Raw genomic sequence first — 19,317 nt, 5'->3', positions numbered from 1 at the left:
ACTACGTTAGTAAATGTAAAGGGTTAGAAATTATGGTTTATGGGTTACTTTTTTGTTCCTATGGAACTTTAAAGTGCGTAATTTTCTTTATCGTTAATATATATCATAATGGTATTTATTAGTTGGTTTTAGCGTTACTCTGTTGTTGATGTGATTTTTTAACATTACAATGATTAGAATCAGAATTATCGAGTAGATCTAAATGATGATAATTTCGATTTTTAATTCCGTACAGAGTCCAATAGCTACATAATTTTCGTTTATACTCTTTCGAAAAAAGGGTGGATCTGCTTATTTTCTGTTAAAGATAAGAGAAGTGAACCACAATATAAACGTAATTATTTATTCCAACGTAAGTCAATCATTTAGCACATGAATTTGGAGGAATCTATATGCATATGCAATTAAAAGGAAAAACAGCACTGGTTACTGGATCTACGGCAGGGATTGGAAAAGCAATTGCCACTTCATTAGTAGCGGAAGGAGCTACTGTACTTATTAATGGACGCCGTGAAGAAAATGTTAATCAAACGATAAACGAAATTCAAGCGCAGTATCCGGATGCTATCCTTCAACCCGTAGTAGCTGATTTAGGAACAGAAAAAGGGTGCCAAAATGTGATTGAAAAGTACCCTGAAGTAGACATTCTTATTAATAACTTAGGAATTTTTGAACCTGTAGAATATTTTGATATTCCTGATGAAGATTGGTTTAAATTGTTTGAAGTCAATATTATGAGTGGTGTTCGACTTACTCGCTCGTATTTAAAACAAATGATTGAAAGAAAAGAAGGAAGAGTCATCTTTATTGCTAGCGAAGCAGCTATTATGCCATCTCAAGAAATGGCTCACTATAGTGCGACTAAAACGATGCAACTCTCACTTTCTCGCAGTTTAGCTGAGCTGACGACAGGAACGAATGTGACTGTTAATACTATAATGCCTGGTTCGACTTTAACGGAAGGAGTGGAGACTATGTTAAATAGTCTGTATCCTAATGAGCAATTGACAATAGAAGAAGCTGAGAAGCGATTTATGAAAGAGAATCGACCAACCTCTATTATTCAAAGACTTATTCGACCAGAAGAAATTGCCAATCTTGTCACTTTCTTAAGCAGCCCACTTTCTTCAGCAATTAATGGTTCCGCGTTGCGAATAGACGGGGGATTAGTACGTAGTGTGTTTTAAAAAATTAAAAACAACATAATATTCTGTTGAAGGTAAAGATGGTAAGGCAAATGAGTTGTATTTTATCTATTAATGGAAATATACAAAAAGTAAATTGCGACATGCAAACAGCCGAATTTTCTACTATAAGAAAAATTCGGCTGTTATTTTTTACTTGTTGTAAAGGATGGAAAGCTTTTAAGGTTGTGGCACGCCTCTTAAGACAAAGATAAGGCGAAGCAATCCCGCTGTTATTTGTATTATTTAGTGAAAGTTACCAAACGTTTTTCAACACTATTTTCCCAATTGCTTTATTTGACTCCAAATATTCATGTGCTTGTGCAACTTCATCAAACGTAAAAGGTTTAGAATCTAGCAATGGTCGAAGGTGTCCTTCTTCTACTATTTGCGTTAGTTTAGTTAAAATTTCCCCGCAAGCGTCACGTTTATCTGTATGTAATATTTTTAACGCCATAAAAGTAACGTGCAGAGAGAGTCCTTTTGCGTGTAAAGGAGAGAGGTCATGGGTTGAACGAGCAGCGATTGTTACGACGGTTCCATTGACCGCAGCAGCTTCAAAAGAATGATCAAGATTCTTGCCGCCTACTGTATCAAATATAACTTCAAATCCGTTTCCGTTCGTATGTTTTTGTACATATTCTTGAACAGATTCTTCTTTATAATTAATAGCTATGTCGGCTCCTAGACGATGGGCTATGTCTATTTTGCTTTGCTGAGAAGCGGTTGTAAAAACTTTAGCGCCTGCCCATTTAGCTAGTTGAATGGCTACGTGTCCTACGCCACCAGTAGCTCCATGAATGAGAACATTTTGACCAGGTTTAATATTTGCACGATCAAATAAAGATTCCCAAGCTGTAATTGCAACTAATGGTAGAGCAGCTGCTTCTTCCATTGTTAAATTTTTAGGTTTGTGAGCAATTAATCGCGCATCAGCAAGCATAAATTCTGCAAGTGCACCTCCAGTTTCTTTAAAACCTCCGGCACATCCGTATACTTCATCCCCTGATTTGAATTTCGAAACACCTTCTCCTACTTCAATAACAATACCAGCTACATCGCCGTGTAATATAGCTGGAAACTCAGGAGCGACTGCTGAAACAGCGCCACTACGCATTTTTGTATCGATTGGATTTACACTTGTTGCTTTTACATCGATTAGAACATGACCTGGTAAAAGTTTTGGTTTTGAAACTTCTTCTAATTGAAATACAGATGAATCCCCAAAAGAATGGATAATTTGTGCTTTCATAGTTTATACCTCCTGTTTGTGGTTATAGCATAGCAAAGTGCGAAAAATAAGTATAATATTTTGAATTTGGTTAGTGAGAATTTTATATAAAGAAGAGGAAAGTGCATGAAATGAAATAATGTAACGTACTTCTAAAAACTACTGTAAAGCTTTTTGAAGAAAGGGTAGATGTTATTTTTGCAGCATGATTTATTATTACTCACTTAGTATAGGTACTTAAAAGTGCCTACATCACTTTAAAGTACGTACTGTTATTCATGTTATGGCCGATTTATAATAACACTCGTAGCACAAAGAAAGTTATTACAATTACAATCGGCAACAATGTGGTGTTACAGCATTGTCTATGAAATTTCAAAAGAAATATTAAGAGTAAAGAAAAGTATAGATTTATATGAATGAAGGAAAGTGAGTGAAACACATGGAAAAGTTTGCGAATCATTTTGGATATAATCGTATGTTTGCGAAAGATCAACTTACATTAGGAGTTCACATTCCGATTGAAAATTATCAGTTTCATGCTCCAACGATGGAAAAACAAGTAGAGTTAGTACAAAAAGCGGAACAATACGGTTTTACAGGTGTATGGCTTCGCGATGTATTGCTGCAAGACCCTGACTTTGGTGATCCTGCAACAGGTCAAATTTACGATATGATGATTTATTTGACATATTTAGCAAGCAAAACAGAGAAAATCGCATTTGGAACGTCGGCAACTGTATTGTCACTTCGTCATCCATTGCGTGTGGCGAAAGAAATTGCTACATTGGATCAACTATTTCCAGAAAGAATTATGCTTGGCGTTTCATCCGGTGACAGACGTGCTGATTTCAAGGCGTTAGGTGTTAGTCATGAAACACGAGGTGAAAAGTTTAGAGAAGCGTTTGCTTACTTGGAAGAAATTTTGTATAAAAACTTCCCGTCTATCCAGTCGACACTAGGAGAAGTTCATGGTGCGAATTTAGTTCCAAAACCGTCTAAGCGTATTCCAACCTTTATTACAGGTTTTAGTCAGCAAAATATGGACTGGTTCGCTGAACATGGAGATGGATGGATGTATTATCCACGTAGTCCAGTACATCAAGCGGGAGCAATTGGACAATGGAGAGAACTAGTAGAGGATTATCATCCAGATGTATTCAAACCATTTATACAACCGATGCATTTAGATTTATCTGAAGATCCAAATGAACGTCCTACACCGATCCGTTTAGGTTACCGTACAGGGCGTAAGGCACTAATTGAATTACTTGATATATATAAAAGTATTGGTGTGAATCATTTATTCCTTGCTCTATTTGATGGTCAACGTCCAGCTTACGAAGTATTGGATGAGCTAGGAGAAGAAGTACTACCTCATTTCCCAGCATTGTAAAGGAGTGTAAAGAATGAAAGCAATAGGACTTATGCAATATGGAGATAAAAGTGTACTACAAGAGATTGAAATGCAGAAACCGCTATTGGGAGACAACGATATACTGATTGAAGTATATGCAGCTGGTGTAAATCCTGTGGATTGGAAAATACGTGAGGGTTTACTTCAAGACGTAATTTCTTATGACTTCCCGCTCGTTTTAGGATGGGATGTTGCAGGTGTAGTTGCTGCTATAGGAAAAAACGTAACAGCATTTAAAGTGGGGGATGAAGTATATAGTCGTCCAGATATTGAACGAAATGGTACGTATGCAGAGTACGTGGCTGTAGATGAGAAGTATGTAGCGAAAAAACCGAGAAATCTATCTTTTGAGGAAGCAGCATCAATCCCTCTAGTAGGTTTGACAAGTTGGCAAAGTTTAGTGAAATTCGCTAATGTTCAAAAGGGTAATAAGGTTTTAATTCATGCTGGATCTGGCGGGATTGGTACGTTTGCTATTCAGCTAGCAAAAAGCTTCGGTGCACATGTTGCAACTACGACTAGTACGAAAAACATACAGTTTGTAAAGGATTTAGGCGCTGATACTGTCATTGATTACAAAACAGAAGATTTTTCTTTGCTTTTGCATAATTACAATATTGTATTTGATGTGTTAGGCGAGGATGTACTAAAGGATAGTTATAAAGTACTTGCACCAAATGGAAAGTTAGCGTCTATCTATGGTCCGAAAGGTATGGAAATTCCGCAAACTGAAATAGCAAGAGAGAAAAATATTCAGAGTGACCATATATTTACTGAACCTAACGGATATGAACTTTCTCTTATTACAGAATTAATTGAGGGCGGGAAGATTAAACCTGTTGTAACACATGTGTTGCCTTTACATGTAGAAGGCGTAAAAAAAGCACACCACATAAGTGAGTCAGAACGTGCTCTTGGCAAAATTGTATTGAAGAAACATTAGTAAAGTATGAGGTTTTAGAGACAATATTTTGCTAAGTAGCGAATGAGCTTATATATTCTATTCTAGCAATTGTTTTAAAAGGGAGAGAACAAATGGATTCAATGACATTTCTTTTATTCGGAGCGACAGGGGATTTAGCGAAACGCAAAATTTACCCTGCTTTATATAAACTATTTAGTAATCAAAATATACCACAATCTATTTCGATTATCGGTATTGGCAGAAGGGCAATGTCAGATGTGGAATTTCAAACAAAGATAGAACAATCCCTTGCTACATTTTCTAGAATATCTTCTGATGACGAATCAGGAGTAGAAGAATTTATTAGCACATTTCGTTATTGTCAATTAGATACAGCGAATATAGTGGGCTATCAAGATTTACTGAGCCTTGTAAAAAAGCGTGAAACAGAATTAAATATTTCTGAAAACCGTATGTTTTATCTATCTGTTGTACCAGAAGTATTTGATGTGATTGCTTTAAATATTAAAGAGAGTGGATTGTGGACTACAAAAGGATTAAACCGTCTTATTATAGAGAAGCCTTTTGATTATAATGTAATGTCTGCTCGCGAGTTTAACCGGAAATTAATTGAAGATTTTGATGAAACTGATATTTATTATATCAATCATTATCTTTGAAAATGAATGGTAACTAGGAATACACTTAGAAAAGTATTACAAAATAAATAGTATTTAATTCAAGACATTTTTATTGACGATAATAATTTATGTGGTTAATATACTAGACATAGGATTACTTAATTACTAAAAGTAATTAGATATAAAATATTTCGTTAAGTTCTATAAATAAGTAAGTTGCAGTAGAAATGCTTTGAATTGCCACTATTAATATTGGGGACAATGAGAGAGCGAAAGGTATAAAAAGAATTGGAATTAGATAACTCTTTGTTTTTTATAAAAATAGGAAGTATAAGAGTATGAGCTTCTGTACAATTCATTTTTAGTATATTGACGAGGATTATACAACAAGAGGGGGACTGAACTTGGAATCAATGACCTTTGTTTTATTTGGAGCGACAGGGGACTTAGCGAAACGCAAAATTTACCCCGCGCTATATAACTTATATAGAGATCAAAAGCTTCCAAAGCAGATATCTGTTATCGGGCTTGGAAGACGTCAAGTATCTCATGAAGATTTTCAAGAAAGAATAAAAGAATCAATAGAGACGTTTTCTCGTCAGAGGGAAGAAGGTACTCCGGAACTCGAAGGTTTTTTAGATAATTTTCGCTATTGTCCATTAGATGTGAGTAAGCCGGAAGACTATGAGAGATTATTACAAGTCGTTCGTGAAAGGGAAGAAGAACTACATATAAAAGGTAATAGAATGTTCTATCTTTCAGTTGCTCCTGAATTTTTCGAGACCATTGCTTTAAATATTAAGGAAAGCGGACTTGATAAAACAGATGGATGGAAACGCCTAATGATTGAGAAACCGTTTGGGCACGACCTTACATCTGCTCGTGAGCTGAATGATAAGCTTAGTCGCACGTTTGAAGAAGACGAGATATACCGTATCGATCATTATTTAGGTAAACCGATGATTCAAAACCTTGAAGCGCTAGAATTTGCAAATCCTGTTCTCCAGTCGATTTGGAATAAAGAACATATAGCGAATGTACAAATTACAGCTAGTGAAACGGTTGGGGTTGAAGAAAGAGCTGGATATTATGATCACGCAGGAGCCATTCGAGATATGGTTCAAAATCATATGTTACAAATATTAATGATGACTGCTATGAATCTGCCGGAAAAGGTTAATGCGTGTGAAATTCGAGAGGAAAAACGAAAAGTAATGGAGACGCTTCGTAAAGTGAAAAAAGAAGACGTTCAAAACCATATCGTTCGCGGTCAATACGCTTCAGGAGAGATAAAAGGCGGGCAAGTTGTAGCATATAAAGAGGAACCAGGAGTAAATCCTTCTTCTAACATAGACACATTTGTTGCTGCTCGCTTGTGGATCGATAATCCGTTTTGGACTGGCGTTCCATTTTATATACGAACAGGAAAACGAATGAAAGAAAAGTCTACTCGTATTGTAATCGAATTTAAAAATACGTTAAAACAGCAATATCAAGATAATAATCCAAATGCAGAACCTAACTTATTAATAATTGAAATTAGCCCAGGTGAGAACGTTTCATTACAGTTAAATAGTAAAAATCCATTGAAAAATGGAGAAATTGAACCGATGCGTATTAACTTTACTTGTGAGCAAGCGGATGTGGGAGTACCTGAAGCGTATGAAAGACTCATTCATGATGCTGTGAGTGGAGACGCTACATTCTTTGCACATTGGAGAGAAGTTGAATTGTCATGGGAATGGGTACAACCAATTCTTGAAGCGTTCGAGGAAAACTTATTACCGCTTCATGAATATGAGTCTGGTTCATATGGTCCAGAAGCGTCTAATGAACTGTTGCAAGAAAGTGGATTTAAATGGTGGTTAGATCAAGAGACGGAAAAATAAGTACTTTCTTTCATGAAAGCATTTAGGGGGACGATTACTATGACACAAAACATAAATCAATTAGCAGTGAATACACTTCGTACGTTATCAATTGATGCTATTAATGCGGCAAACTCAGGTCATCCAGGTCTTCCGATGGGAGCAGCACCAATGGCTTATGCATTATGGGCGAATCATTTAAATTACAATCCTAATCACCCAGAATGGTTTAACCGTGATCGTTTTGTTTTATCGGCGGGACATGGATCTAGTCTGTTATATAGCCTGCTTCATTTAGCTGGATATGATGTTTCAATTGATGACTTGAAAAACTTCAGAAAGTTAAATAGTAAAACACCAGGACATCCTGAGTTTGGTCATACTTCTGGAGTCGAAGCGACGACAGGCCCGTTAGGACAAGGGATTGCCAATGCTGTCGGAATGGCAATGGCAGAAGCGCATTTAGCAGCGAAGTTCAATAAGGATGGTCACTCTATTATAGATCACAATACGTACGCTTTAGTCGGAGATGGTGACTTAATGGAGGGTGTCGCTTATGAAGCGATGTCAATGGCAGGACATATGAAACTTGGCAAGTTAATTGTACTGTATGATTCAAATGAAATTTCACTTGATGGTGAATTAGGCATTGCTTTCTCTGAAGATATTCAGAAAAGGGCAGAATCTGTACATTGGCAATATGTAAGAGTTGAAGATGGAAACGATGTCGATGCTATTACAAAAGCTATTCAATCAGCGAAAGAAAATACGGATCAACCTACTCTTATAGAAATTAGAACTATTATAGGTTATGGAAGTCCAAAAGTTGCTGGAACGAACAAAGCACATGGTAATCCGCTTGGAGTAGAAGAGGCAACAGCGACAAAACAAGTGTATGGTTGGGATTATGAGGAAGATTTCTTTGTACCTGAAGAAGTAAAAGCTCATTTTAATGAACTGAAACAAAGAGGTACTGAAAAAGAGAACGAATGGAATGAGCAGTTCAACTTATACAGAGAGTCGAACCCTGCACTAGCAGATGAATTAGAAAAAGCGATTACAGGTGATGTTTTAATTGAAGCGAAAGACATTCTATCCTTTGATATTGAAAAAACGATTTCCACTCGTGTTGCAAGTGGGGAAGCTATTAATCATTATGTGAAATCGATTCCTTCTATTTTCGGTGGAAGTGCAGATCTTTCTCATTCCACTATGACAGATATAAAAGGTGAAGCTGTGTACGCGGTAGAATCGTATGCTGGACGAAATATATACTTCGGTGTACGTGAACATGCAATGGGCGCGGCAGCGAATGGACTGGCTCTCCATGGAGGAGTAAAACCTTTCGTAAGTACATTCTTTGTATTTAATGATTACCTTCGTCCATCGATTCGACTGGCTGCACTGCAAAATTTACCTGTTACTTACGTATTTACACATGATTCGATCGCTGTAGGAGAAGATGGTCCAACGCATGAACCAATTGAACAATTGGCAGCTCTTCGGGCAATTCCTGGTTTAACAGTTATCCGCCCATCAGATGCAAATGAAACAGCGAGTGCTTGGGCGTATGCTTTACAGCAAACGGATGGTCCAGTCGTTTTAGTACTGAGCCGTCAAAATTTACCGGTGTTTAATGAAACGAAAGCGAACATAGAGAATCTCTCTAAAGGAGCTTACGTATTAACACAAACAAATGAAAATCCGGATGTAATTTTAATTGCGACAGGTTCTGAAGTATCCTTAGCTGCTAGTGCAAAAGCGAAACTAGAAGAAGACAATGTTTCTGTTCGTATTGTTGCAATGCCAAGCTGGGAGCTATTCGATCGCCAATCGAAAGAATATAAAGAATCAGTTCTTGCGTCTTCTGTAACGAAGCGAGTATCTCTTGAGATGGGTGTATCTCTCGGTTGGGAACGTTATGTAGGACAAGAAGGAAAAATATTATCGATTGAAACATTTGGAGCTTCAGGAACTGGAGCTGAAGTCATGAATCTATTTGGATTTACGACAGAAAATGTTGTTCAAATTACAAAAAATGTATTGAATTCTTAAGCTATGACTGTGAATACCTTTCTGTACATACCAACTTATTAGTGCTGAAAGGTATTCCAGATTGTAGTGATATGAATTTTTAATAAAAGATGATCTGAGGAGGAATTATATTATGCAAGTAGGATTAATTGGTTTAGGTAAAATGGGATTAAACTTAGGGAAAAATTTAATGGATCATAAACATGAAGTAGCAGCATTTGATTTAAATTCAAGTGCAGTAGAAGAAATGAAAGAATACGGGGCTACAGGTGTATCTAGCTTAAATGAACTTGTTCAGTCATTACAATCACCAAGAATTCTTTGGGTAATGGTACCACACGCTGTTGTTGATTCTGTTATTGATGAGGTTACACCACTTTTATCAAAAGGAGATATTTTAATTGAAGCTGGTAATTCACATTATAAAGAGTCTATCCGCCGATATGAGCAATTAAAGAAAGATGGCATTCACTTTATGGATGCAGGGACTTCTGGCGGAATGGAAGGCGCTCGTAATGGTGCTTGTTACATGATCGGAGGAGATCAAGAAGCTTGGGACATCGTTGAACCTATCTTCCGCGATACTGCTGTAGAAAATGGATTCTTATATGCAGGAAAAGCTGGTAGTGGTCACTTCTTAAAAATGGTTCACAACGGAATTGAATACGGTATGATGGCTGCTATTGGTGAAGGATTTGAGATTCTAGAGAAAAGTGAATTTGACTACGATTATGAAAAAGTATCAAGAGTATGGAACAACGGTTCAGTCATTCGTTCTTGGTTAATGGAATTAACAGAAAATGCATTTTCTAAAGATGCAAAACTGGATGAAATTAAGGGTGTTATGCATTCTTCTGGTGAAGGAAAATGGACAGTAGAAACAGCATTAGACCTTCAAACAGCAACTCCTGTTATCGCAATGTCTCTATTAATGCGCTACCGCTCATTAGACAATGATACATTTACAGGAAAAGTTGTAGCAGCTCTGCGCAATGAATTTGGCGGACATGCAGTAGAAAAGAAATAAAGTGAAACTTTAATAAGTAGGGGCTTTATTCCATACCAATCGGGCTTTTACGGGATAAGCATATTAAACATGTAAATCATCAACGTTTAAAAACTGGAGGGAATTGATCATGAAATTTTTTATTGATACTGCAAATCTTGAGGACATAAAAAAAGCATATAAACTTGGAGTTTTAGCTGGTGTTACAACGAATCCTTCTTTAGTAGCAAAAGAGGGCGTTAAGTTTGAAGACCGTATCGCAGAAATTTGTCAGGCAGTACCTAAAGTTGAGTCTGTTTCGGCAGAAGTAACGCCAGATGCTGTTACAGCTGAAGAAATGATTGCTCAAGCAGAAGAATTAATTAAAATTAACGGTGGCGATAAAAACGTCACGATAAAACTTCCAATGACGCTAGCAGGATTAGAAGCTTGTCGCTATCTTACTGAAAAAGGTGTGAAAACGAACGTTACACTTATTTTCACTGTGAACCAAGCACTTTTAGCTGCTCGAGCAGGTGCAACGTATGTTTCTCCATTTTTAGGACGCTTAGATGATATTTCTGAAGATGGTGTACTATTAGTTGCTAAAATTGCTGAATTATTCGATGTTCATCAATTAGATACACAAATTATTGCGGCTTCTGTCAGACATCCAGATCATGTAACTCGTGTAGCGATGGCAGGTGCTCACATTGCAACAATCCCTTATAAAGTAATCGAGCAACTTGCTATGCACCCATTAACAGACCAAGGTATTGAGAAATTTGCTGCGGATTGGGCGAAAGCTCCTAAATTATAATGCATGAAAGTGAAGGTGCTTTCCGAAAATTGCTTTTCATGAGAGGACAAATCCTAAGTAACTTCATCGTTTAAACTGGATCCTGATTTTGTAGTCTTACTACGTGAAAAAAGCAGAGATGAAAGTGTCATTCACTTTTAAAAAAGGAAAAATTGATCGCGCGAAGCGTTTATCACAATAACATTATAATTATGAAAGAGAAATCCCCTTATTAGAGAGATGAGTTATAGTGTATCTCTAATAAGGGAGATTCTTTTTATATAAATCATTATGATGTGAAGATGCTTTTAAACGTATAGCAATATGTAAAGGTATCTTTTACTCAAGTAAGAACTATATAGGTTCTTTTAATTATATAGTAATTATGAAAGGGTTTACATAAAGGGGGATTGAGTATGAATATGTACCTTTTAATTATTACATTATTATCAATTGTAATTGTTATTTTAGGGGTATCGTGGTGGAGATGGCATGCGTTTATTAGTTTAACGGTTGCAAGTTTGTTTTTAGCAATTATGTCTGGAATGCCAATGGATAAAATAGTGAGTGCTTATGAAACGGGAGTCGGAAGTGTTCTCGGGCATTTAGTAGGTATTTTAGTATTAGGTACAATTTTAGGGAAAATGATGGCAGAGTCAGGTGCTGGAATGCAAGTGGCAGAGTTCTTTATTAAATCCTTTGGGATAAAAAACTTACCATGGGCTATGTTAATTGCAGGTTTTATTATTGGAATTCCGGTGTTTTTTGAAGTAGGTATTTTAATATTACTGCCGTTAGTAATTTCAATTCATAAAACAACGAAACAAAATATTTTATTGATAGCATTACCAGCAATTGCTGGGCTATCTGTCGTACACGGCCTTGTTCCTCCGCATCCAGGGGCAATTGTAGCAATTGGTATTTATAAAGCGAATCTTGGGAAGGTACTATTGTATTCACTCATTATTACATTTTTTGCAGCGATTATTGCAGGTCCTATATTTGCGAAATGGATTCACAAACGTGTAATTCCTGAAAATGAGCCAGAATTGATTCGTGTAAATACAAAATCAACGAAATTACCAGGAATAGGAGTTTCATTTTTAGTTATTTTGTTACCTGTTATGTTAATGGTTTTAGCTGCAGCAGCTCCTTATGTGCCTCTTTCTACTACTTTGATGAAGACTGTCACATTAATCGGTAGTCCTATCATTGCACTATTGATTGCATGTTTTGCAGCGTTTTATTTTCTTGGATTTCGCCAAGGTATCGATAAAAAGGCTATTAAGAAGGTAACAGAAGATAGCTTATTACCAATCGGTTCAATTGTTGCGATTATTGGTGCTGGCGGGGGATTTAAGCAAATTCTTATCGATAGTGGCGTAGGGAATGCTATTGCTCAAATGTCTGAGCATTTAGCTCTATCCCCAATTGTATTAGCATTTATAGTAGCAGGATTAATTCGAATTGCGACAGGGTCAGCGACAGTCGCTTTAACAACAGCAGCGGGTATCGTTTCGCCAATCGTTGAAAATACAACAGGTGTGAACTTAGAGTTACTCGTTATTGCAACAGGTGCAGGAGCATTAATGTTTTCACACGTAAACGATGCTGGTTTTTGGATGGTAAAAGAATACCTAGGGTTAACAGTGAAAGAAACATTTAAAACATGGACGGTATTAGAAACGTTACTTTCATTTATCGCTTTTGGAGGAGTTTTACTACTCGATATGTTTGTTTAAGATAAAGATGTTTCTATTTAGATAATTGTGGCATACAACGTTATCAATAGATAAAAGGAATGTATTTTTATGGTGGGATACTGTAACAATTTTTTGTTAGGAGGAAGAAATGGTGAGCTCAAAATATATGATTGGTGTAGACATTGGAACAACTAGTACAAAATCAGTTCTATTTTCTACTGATGGATCTGTTATTGCTAGTCATGGAATTGAATATCCTTTATATTCTCCTACGCCTGAAACAGCGGAACAAGACCCAGAAGAAATTTTTCGTGCAGTAATAAATACGATTAAAGAAACTGTACGATCAAGTAGTGTACAGCCAAGTGATATTCTTTGTGTCTCTTTTAGTTCGGCAATGCATAGTATCATTGCCGTAGATGAAAAGGGAGAGCCGTTAACGAGATGTATCACTTGGGCAGATAATAGAAGTGCAAGCTGGGCGGAGAAAATAAAGAATGATATGAATGGTCATGAAATTTACCTTCGTACTGGGACACCAATTCATCCGATGTCACCACTTTCGAAATTAGTTTGGCTACAGAATGAGCAGGCAGAGTTATTCGCAAAAAGTTATAAATTCATTTCTATTAAAGAATATGTTTTTTACAAGTTATATAAAGAGTATGTAATTGATTATTCTATAGCGTCAGCAACAGGGATGTTTAATTTGAAATCTTTAAAATGGGATGAAGAGGCTTTACATGTTGCGGGAATTACAGATGAAAAGCTTTCTAAACTTGTTCCAACAACGCACAGTTTAACAGGATTAGATGAAGAGCTTGCCAAAGAGATGAATGTACTTGTTTCTACGCCTTTTGTAGTAGGAGCGAGTGATGGAGTACTATCTAATTTAGGTGTAAATGCAATAGATCCTGGCGTTGTGGCTGTTACAATTGGTACAAGCGGTGCGATACGTGCTGTAACAAATCGTCCTGTAACAGATCCAAAAGGTAGAATTTTTTGTTATGCGTTAACTGAAGACCATTGGGTAATCGGTGGACCAGTTAATAATGGCGGTATGATTTTCAGGTGGGCTCGTGACCAATTGGGTACTTCAGAGATTGAGCTTGCAAAGCGTTTAGGGAAAGATCCATATGAAGTACTTACTGAAATAGCAGCAAAAGTGAATCCTGGATCTGACGGTTTATTGTTTCACCCGTATTTAGCAGGGGAAAGAGCTCCTTTATGGAATGCAAATGCACGAGGATCTTTCTTTGGACTCGGATTGCATCATAAGAAAGAACATCTTATCCGTGCTGTTTTAGAAGGAGTAATTTATAATTTATATACGGTTCTTCTCGCTTTAAAAGAGTTAATTGGCGAACCGAAAAAAATTCAAGCGACAGGCGGCTTTGCAAGGTCGGAACTTTGGAGACAGATGATGGCGGACATCTTCCATCAAGACGTATATGTTCCGGAAAGTTTCGAAAGCTCTTGCTTAGGAGCTGCCATCCTCGGTTTATATAGTTTAGGTGAAATAGATACATTATCTGTAGTTTCTGAAATGGTAGGTGCAGATTTCCATCATGAGCCAAACATGGAAAGTGTGGAAAAATATAAAGATTTAACGCCAATCTATATCCGTCTGTCCCGTCAATTGGAAGAAGAATATGAAAGTATAGCAGCGTATCAAAAAAAGTGGGTTTAAAAGCTATTTACCAAGAAAATATGGTAACGTATAAAGAGGTACTCCGATTTTTTAGGATACTCTTTCAACATAAAATATTTTAAGAAGCATGATGAACGAAAAATATAGGGAGAGAGGGTTATGAAAATGAAGGATAACAAAGAGTTTATTGGATATGTTGGAACTTACACGAAAGAAAATAGCGAAGGAATATATAAGTTTACTTTAGACACAGAAGCAAAAAAAATTAGTAATGTAACACTTGCCGCTAAGCTTGATAACCCTACATATGTAACGATTAACCGAAAGAATGAATATCTCTATTCTGTTGTTAAGGAAGGCGAATCTGGCGGTGTAGCTGCGTATTCCATTGATAGTCATACTGGAGAACTAAAAGCGAAAAATAGACAAGTAGTAGAAGGTGCTTCTCCTTGTCATATTAGTGTTGATAGTGGAAATCATACAGTAGTTACAGCGAATTACCATAAAGGAACGATTGAGTCTTTTGAAATAAATGAAGAAAATGGAACTGTAAATCCTGCTTCATCTATTATGGCACATGAAGGTTCAGGTCCGAATAAAGAAAGACAAGAAAAACCACATGCACATTACGCGGGGTACACTCCTGATGAAAAATATGTAGTGGGCGTTGATTTAGGGATAGATAAAATAATTACGTATGAAGTAAAAGATAGTACATTAACAGAAGTGAATCGTTTATCTGTAAATCCAGGAAGTGGTCCAAGACATATTACTTTTCATCCGAATGGAAAGTATGCGTATGTGATGACGGAGCTTAGTTCAGAGGTTATTGTGTTAACATATAATCCTGCAGAAGGATCCTTTACAGAATTACAGTATATTTCTACTGTTCCAGAAGAGTTTGATGAAAATAATCAAGGAAGTGCGATTCATATTTCTTCTGACGGCCGTTTTGTATATGCAGGTAATCGTGGTCATAATAGTATCGCTGTTTATAGCGTAGATCAAAATTCGGGTCAGCTTACATTTGTTGAACACACATCTACAGAAGGAAATTGGCCAAGAGACTTTGTATTAGATCCTACTGAAAAGTTCCTTGTTGCTACAAATGAAAAGTCACATAATCTTGTGTTATTTTCAAGAGATGAATCTACAGGTAAGTTAACACTTTTACAATCTGATGTTGCTGTGCCAGAGCCTGTTTGTGTGAAGTTTGTAAATGTTTAAGTTGTGTTCGATATAATTTCATAAACTTAGAAAATAATAAAAAGCAAAGCGATATCGCTTTGCTTTTTATTATTTCTTTTTCGGTCTACGTACTAATTCGCCGCCGCAGTTTGGACAAACGTTATGTCTTTCTTCTGTACATGGTGCGCAAAATGTACATTCATATACACAAATGTATGCTTCAGAATCTTGTTCGAGCGATTGATCGCAAATTTGACAGTTTGTTTTCATTTCTAGTGCCATGATAAGTCTCCTTTTAGTTTGAAAATTTATAATTTAATTATAATTCATTGAATAGAAATAGTCCTTTTCAATTGAAAGGAAATCGAATGATAAAGTTATGAATTGAAATGAAAGATGCTAGTTTATTTTAAAATTGATTATTTATTACAGTTGGAATATTATGAAATAGTCAAAAGACAACAGGGGGTATAGATTTTGACTAATCATAACGATCATTTAAAAGCAAACTGCGAAACATGCTTCGGTCTATGTTGCGTTGCATTACCGTTTGCAGCATCGGTAGATTTTGCAGTGAATAAAGATGGTGGTAAACCATGTTCCAACTTACAATCAGATTTTAAATGTAGTATACATAAAAATCTTAGAGGAAAAGGTTATAAAGGTTGTACAGTATTTGAATGTTTCGGTGCTGGGCAGAAGATTTCTCAGGGTACGTTTAAAGGGATTGATTGGAGGAAAGATGCAAAGCATGCAAGAAAAATGTACGATGCTTTTCCGGTTATGCATCAACTTCATGAAATGCTTTGGTATTTGAATGAAGCGATTCTTTTAAAGGCAACACAGCCAATTCATAAAGAGATGGAGACCGCAATTGAGGAGACAGAGCGACTTTCGAATTTAAATCCAGATGAGTTAATGAAAATAAATGTTCCAATGCATAGGGCAGAGGTGAACATTCTTCTTTTAGAAACGAGCGAATTAGTATGGAAGGAAATGAATACTGCGCGTAAGAAACGAATCATTCACCGCGGAGCAGACCTTATGGGAGCGAATCTGAAAAAGAAAAATTTACAAGGTGCAAATTTAAGAGGAGCTTACTTAATTGCGGCTAACTTAAATGGTGCAGATTTAAGAGGAGCAGATCTCATTGGAGCAGATTTGCGAGATGCAGATATTCGCGGGGCTGATTTTACTAATAGTATTTTTCTGACGCAAGTTCAAGTTAATGCTGCTAGAGGGGACAAACATACGAAATTACCGAAATTATTGTCTCGTCCATCGCATTGGAGTGCGTAAAGAGTGAGGAGTATTTAGTGTGGATATATTTCAGTATTTAGAAGAGATGCAAGAGGATGTCTTTTCGTTAGCAGTAGAGCAAATAGAAGCGAAGTATTATGATATTTGTTGCATGTTGGCGTCTACAGAATATGCAGAACGAATTAAAGTAATTGATGTAGAGTCATATAAGGTAAGTATTCGAGTAGGTTTGGATGCAGCTGTAGAAATGGCTACTAATGAAGAAGCAAAAGCGATTTATTTTGAGTATGACCTTGATAACGAGTGGACTAGTCAGTTTTATATTTGTGAGGAGTATGCTCCACTTGAAGAAGAGGATGATGATTGGGCTTCTGAATGGACATATGATGTTGAGGGACCGGAGTCTGTAGAATTAGCGGATATGTATAATGAAAATGGCTTTGACACAAGTGAAAAAGCAATCGGTATCACTTTATATTTAATTGCTAAAACGCTGTGTAGTTTTATAAGTGTACGTAGTGAAGTGCAAAATAATATACCGATTTGTATTGGTTTTCACGACCAAGATCCAATAATGCGAACAGGCAGAGACTAAGAATCTCTGCCTGCTTTTTATTTCTTTTCAAAAGTAGTAATTAAAACGCTACATATAATAAGAATACCACCAATAAAAAAGTTACTATTTAATGTTTCATTTAAGAGCAACCAACCAAGTAACGATCCAACGATAGGTTGGAAGAAGAAAAATAAGGAACCTATGCTTGCATCCAGTAATTCTAATCCTTTATTCCAAAGGAAAAAGGCACCTGCTGTTGAGACGATTCCTAAGTATAATACGCCTAATATTACGTACGTATTTACTGTTCCGATAGAGGCCGCTTGTAGCTCCCATATCATAAAAGGTGTAATAAAAAAAAGTGAAAAGAAAATTGCGTACGTTGTAATAACTAAGGATGAAAATTGGATTGAAGCGATTTTTACATAAATAGATAGTAAAGCCCACGTAATAGCGGCTCCAACTAAAATGATTGTTCCGATAAAATAGGAGCCAATTTCAATATCCCATCCGATTACGATAATGACACCGATTGTCGCTATTATAGTAGATAAAAGTCTACGAGCAGTTAGTTTTTCTTTCAAAATGAGCGCTGCAAATATAACCATAAATGCAGGTGTAGCTGATGTAACTAACGAGCCTGTATGAGCGTCGGATAATTTTGTTCCGATAAATTGGCATGTGATCGAAATGAAATAGCCGATAAATCCAATCCAAGCGAATAGGAGCCAATCTTTTTTGCGAATGGTTACTTTTTTCTTTTGCTTTTTCTCAGCTAGTTTCAAAATGCAATATAAAACAACAAAAGCGATAATAAAGCGTAGCCAAACGAGTGTTAGTGGTGGGATAAAATCGAGTACGTATTTGCTAACAACATACATACCGCCCCATATACTTGCTGCTAGTGATAAGTATATAGCTCCTAAAATTGTTTGTTTCATTTGAAATACCTCCGTCTATTTTTAGGGTAATATGAGCTCCCTAAGACGAGGCATAGTGTATGTGCTAAATGAATGCCCGTCTTAGTTTATAGACGGCCTACAGGTTGATCGTTTTCGAATGAAGTGTTGTAGTACATGAGTGCATTCCTCCTTCATAATTTTATAATGATATTATAACTTAATTTTCAGTTTATTGTACCGGGGTAATTTTTTAGAAATAGAGCGATATGTTCTAAAATAAGAAAAATTGAAAAGAACAGGTGATTTCATAAATATATTTGGCTAGCACGTAATTAATGAAATTTAATAATTTAATTATATAAGTAAAATCATATTCTATAAGTTTAAGAAAATATATGAAGTTGTGTATAAATTGTGAATAATAAACCGTCACGTTTGACTGTACAGTTTATGTGTTGTATGATGTAAGTAATATAAACAAGGGGGGAAGATCGTTGGGAAGGTGTATCGAATCGGACAGTTGGCTCTCATGGCTCACGTGTCGAAACGAACGATTGATTATTATACGAATCTAGGTATCTTAAAAGCGGAGCGATCTCAATCTAATTATCGCTATTACGACGAAACAGCATTTGAGACATTACAATTTATTGAGAAGTGCAAAGAAATGCATATGCCGCTTTGTGAGATTAAAGAGAAAATCGAGGAGAAGAAGAAGCTGCTCGGTATCAATGAACACGTTTCGAAACAAGTGAATGAAGTGACAGACCATATTCATCGATTAGAAGTGGAGCTTACTGAGTTAAAACCGCTTTTAGATGAATTGACTGATTCACAACGTGAAAAAATATCGAAATCTTTATCAGGTCAAACGACAGCTTTAATACAGACACTTGCTCTATTATTATAGAATAAGTGAAATCCGACCTCTTTAATTTTTGTATCGGGCTATGTTTTCTAACAAACAAATAAGAAAACATTATAGTATACAGGA

The 19,317-nt window shown here is 36.3% G+C and carries 17 protein-coding genes; 14 read left to right on the top strand and 3 right to left on the bottom strand.

Annotated features, from left to right (window positions below; all coding sequences use genetic code 11):
• Positions 1 to 392: 392 nt before the first annotated feature.
• On the top strand, positions 393 to 1,187 hold the full coding sequence (locus IBT51_RS08760; protein WP_000551091.1) for an SDR family NAD(P)-dependent oxidoreductase: 795 nt from the start codon (positions 393 to 395) through the stop codon (positions 1,185 to 1,187).
• Positions 1,188 to 1,440: 253 nt separating this feature from the next.
• Here IBT51_RS08760 and IBT51_RS08755 read toward each other — a convergent pair whose 3' ends face one another.
• Complete coding sequence (locus tag IBT51_RS08755; RefSeq protein ID WP_000647249.1) at positions 1,441 to 2,436, bottom strand: zinc-dependent alcohol dehydrogenase family protein; 996 nt, start codon at positions 2,434 to 2,436, stop codon at positions 1,441 to 1,443.
• A gap of 421 nt (positions 2,437 to 2,857) precedes the next feature.
• Here IBT51_RS08755 and IBT51_RS08750 point away from each other — a divergent pair, with 421 nt between their 5' ends.
• From IBT51_RS08750 to IBT51_RS08705, 10 genes are all read left to right on the top strand, one after another.
• The gene (locus IBT51_RS08750; protein ID WP_200458231.1) at positions 2,858 to 3,811 is read left to right on the top strand and encodes an LLM class oxidoreductase; all 954 of its coding nucleotides are present in this window, start codon (positions 2,858 to 2,860) and stop codon (positions 3,809 to 3,811) included.
• Positions 3,812 to 3,824: 13 nt separating this feature from the next.
• On the top strand, positions 3,825 to 4,775 hold the full coding sequence (locus IBT51_RS08745; protein WP_016080868.1) for an NADP-dependent oxidoreductase: 951 nt from the start codon (positions 3,825 to 3,827) through the stop codon (positions 4,773 to 4,775).
• Positions 4,776 to 4,867: 92 nt separating this feature from the next.
• Complete coding sequence (locus tag IBT51_RS08740) at positions 4,868 to 5,416, top strand: glucose-6-phosphate dehydrogenase (protein ID WP_053563938.1); 549 nt, start codon at positions 4,868 to 4,870, stop codon at positions 5,414 to 5,416.
• A gap of 365 nt (positions 5,417 to 5,781) precedes the next feature.
• Complete coding sequence (gene zwf / locus IBT51_RS08735; RefSeq protein ID WP_071731202.1) at positions 5,782 to 7,266, top strand: glucose-6-phosphate dehydrogenase; 1,485 nt, start codon at positions 5,782 to 5,784, stop codon at positions 7,264 to 7,266.
• A gap of 39 nt (positions 7,267 to 7,305) precedes the next feature.
• Positions 7,306 to 9,300 carry a transketolase gene (gene tkt / locus IBT51_RS08730; RefSeq protein ID WP_200458135.1) on the top strand — a complete coding sequence of 665 codons (1,995 nt, stop codon included), beginning with the start codon at positions 7,306 to 7,308 and terminating at the stop codon, positions 9,298 to 9,300.
• A 112-nt stretch (positions 9,301 to 9,412) separates the two neighbouring features.
• On the top strand, positions 9,413 to 10,306 hold the full coding sequence (gene gnd / locus IBT51_RS08725; protein WP_001195916.1) for a phosphogluconate dehydrogenase (NAD(+)-dependent, decarboxylating): 894 nt from the start codon (positions 9,413 to 9,415) through the stop codon (positions 10,304 to 10,306).
• A 109-nt stretch (positions 10,307 to 10,415) separates the two neighbouring features.
• The gene (fsa, locus tag IBT51_RS08720; RefSeq protein WP_000667692.1) at positions 10,416 to 11,084 is read left to right on the top strand and encodes a fructose-6-phosphate aldolase; all 669 of its coding nucleotides are present in this window, start codon (positions 10,416 to 10,418) and stop codon (positions 11,082 to 11,084) included.
• 395 nt (positions 11,085 to 11,479) lie between these two features.
• The gene (gene gntP, locus IBT51_RS08715; RefSeq protein WP_001057601.1) at positions 11,480 to 12,805 is read left to right on the top strand and encodes a gluconate permease GntP; all 1,326 of its coding nucleotides are present in this window, start codon (positions 11,480 to 11,482) and stop codon (positions 12,803 to 12,805) included.
• Between the two features lie 109 nt (positions 12,806 to 12,914).
• Positions 12,915 to 14,456: a gluconokinase gene (gntK, locus tag IBT51_RS08710; protein ID WP_000254953.1), complete on the top strand. Its 1,542-nt coding sequence runs from the start codon at positions 12,915 to 12,917 to the stop codon at positions 14,454 to 14,456.
• Positions 14,457 to 14,576: 120 nt separating this feature from the next.
• Complete coding sequence (locus IBT51_RS08705) at positions 14,577 to 15,644, top strand: lactonase family protein (protein ID WP_000782228.1); 1,068 nt, start codon at positions 14,577 to 14,579, stop codon at positions 15,642 to 15,644.
• Between the two features lie 69 nt (positions 15,645 to 15,713).
• On the opposite strand, the gene IBT51_RS08700 is transcribed toward IBT51_RS08705, so the two are convergent.
• Complete coding sequence (locus tag IBT51_RS08700) at positions 15,714 to 15,887, bottom strand: DUF1272 domain-containing protein (RefSeq protein ID WP_001162788.1); 174 nt, start codon at positions 15,885 to 15,887, stop codon at positions 15,714 to 15,716.
• 195 nt (positions 15,888 to 16,082) lie between these two features.
• Between IBT51_RS08700 and IBT51_RS08695 the strand changes: the two genes are divergently transcribed.
• Both IBT51_RS08695 and IBT51_RS08690 read left to right on the top strand, forming a co-directional pair.
• The gene (locus IBT51_RS08695) at positions 16,083 to 16,904 is read left to right on the top strand and encodes a pentapeptide repeat-containing protein (protein WP_200458136.1); all 822 of its coding nucleotides are present in this window, start codon (positions 16,083 to 16,085) and stop codon (positions 16,902 to 16,904) included.
• Between the two features lie 19 nt (positions 16,905 to 16,923).
• A complete protein-coding gene (locus IBT51_RS08690; RefSeq protein ID WP_000350943.1) occupies positions 16,924 to 17,460 on the top strand; it encodes a hypothetical protein in 537 nt (178 codons plus the stop codon).
• A gap of 17 nt (positions 17,461 to 17,477) precedes the next feature.
• Here IBT51_RS08690 and IBT51_RS08685 read toward each other — a convergent pair whose 3' ends face one another.
• A complete protein-coding gene (locus IBT51_RS08685; protein WP_088024571.1) occupies positions 17,478 to 18,362 on the bottom strand; it encodes a DMT family transporter in 885 nt (294 codons plus the stop codon).
• 463 nt (positions 18,363 to 18,825) lie between these two features.
• On the opposite strand from IBT51_RS08685, the gene IBT51_RS08680 reads away from it, so the two are divergent.
• Positions 18,826 to 19,233: a MerR family transcriptional regulator gene (locus IBT51_RS08680; protein ID WP_000285639.1), complete on the top strand. Its 408-nt coding sequence runs from the start codon at positions 18,826 to 18,828 to the stop codon at positions 19,231 to 19,233.
• Positions 19,234 to 19,317 lie beyond the last annotated feature (84 nt).

Origin of the sequence: Bacillus sp. S71, assembly GCF_016625265.1 — a bacterium.
Lineage (GTDB): Bacteria > Bacillota > Bacilli > Bacillales > Bacillaceae_G > Bacillus_A > Bacillus_A cereus.
This window is presented reverse-complemented; position numbering and strand designations above follow the sequence as displayed.

What these genes read in the sequence shown, in the direction of transcription:
- IBT51_RS08745 (WP_016080868.1), top strand. Translation starts at nt 3,825, where the DNA reads ATGAAAGCAATAGGACTTATGCAATATGGAGATAAAAGTGTACTACAA.
- tkt (WP_200458135.1), top strand. Translation starts at nt 7,306, where the DNA reads ATGACACAAAACATAAATCAATTAGCAGTGAATACACTTCGTACGTTA.
- gnd (WP_001195916.1), top strand. Translation starts at nt 9,413, where the DNA reads ATGCAAGTAGGATTAATTGGTTTAGGTAAAATGGGATTAAACTTAGGG.
- IBT51_RS08755 (WP_000647249.1), bottom strand. Translation starts at nt 2,436, where the DNA reads ATGAAAGCACAAATTATCCATTCTTTTGGGGATTCATCTGTATTTCAA.
- IBT51_RS08705 (WP_000782228.1), top strand. Translation starts at nt 14,577, where the DNA reads ATGAAAATGAAGGATAACAAAGAGTTTATTGGATATGTTGGAACTTAC.
- IBT51_RS08760 (WP_000551091.1), top strand. Translation starts at nt 393, where the DNA reads ATGCATATGCAATTAAAAGGAAAAACAGCACTGGTTACTGGATCTACG.
- IBT51_RS08685 (WP_088024571.1), bottom strand. Translation starts at nt 18,362, where the DNA reads ATGAAACAAACAATTTTAGGAGCTATATACTTATCACTAGCAGCAAGT.
- IBT51_RS08750 (WP_200458231.1), top strand. Translation starts at nt 2,858, where the DNA reads ATGGAAAAGTTTGCGAATCATTTTGGATATAATCGTATGTTTGCGAAA.
- gntP (WP_001057601.1), top strand. Translation starts at nt 11,480, where the DNA reads ATGAATATGTACCTTTTAATTATTACATTATTATCAATTGTAATTGTT.
- gntK (WP_000254953.1), top strand. Translation starts at nt 12,915, where the DNA reads ATGGTGAGCTCAAAATATATGATTGGTGTAGACATTGGAACAACTAGT.
- IBT51_RS08740 (WP_053563938.1), top strand. Translation starts at nt 4,868, where the DNA reads ATGGATTCAATGACATTTCTTTTATTCGGAGCGACAGGGGATTTAGCG.
- IBT51_RS08700 (WP_001162788.1), bottom strand. Translation starts at nt 15,887, where the DNA reads ATGGCACTAGAAATGAAAACAAACTGTCAAATTTGCGATCAATCGCTC.
- fsa (WP_000667692.1), top strand. Translation starts at nt 10,416, where the DNA reads ATGAAATTTTTTATTGATACTGCAAATCTTGAGGACATAAAAAAAGCA.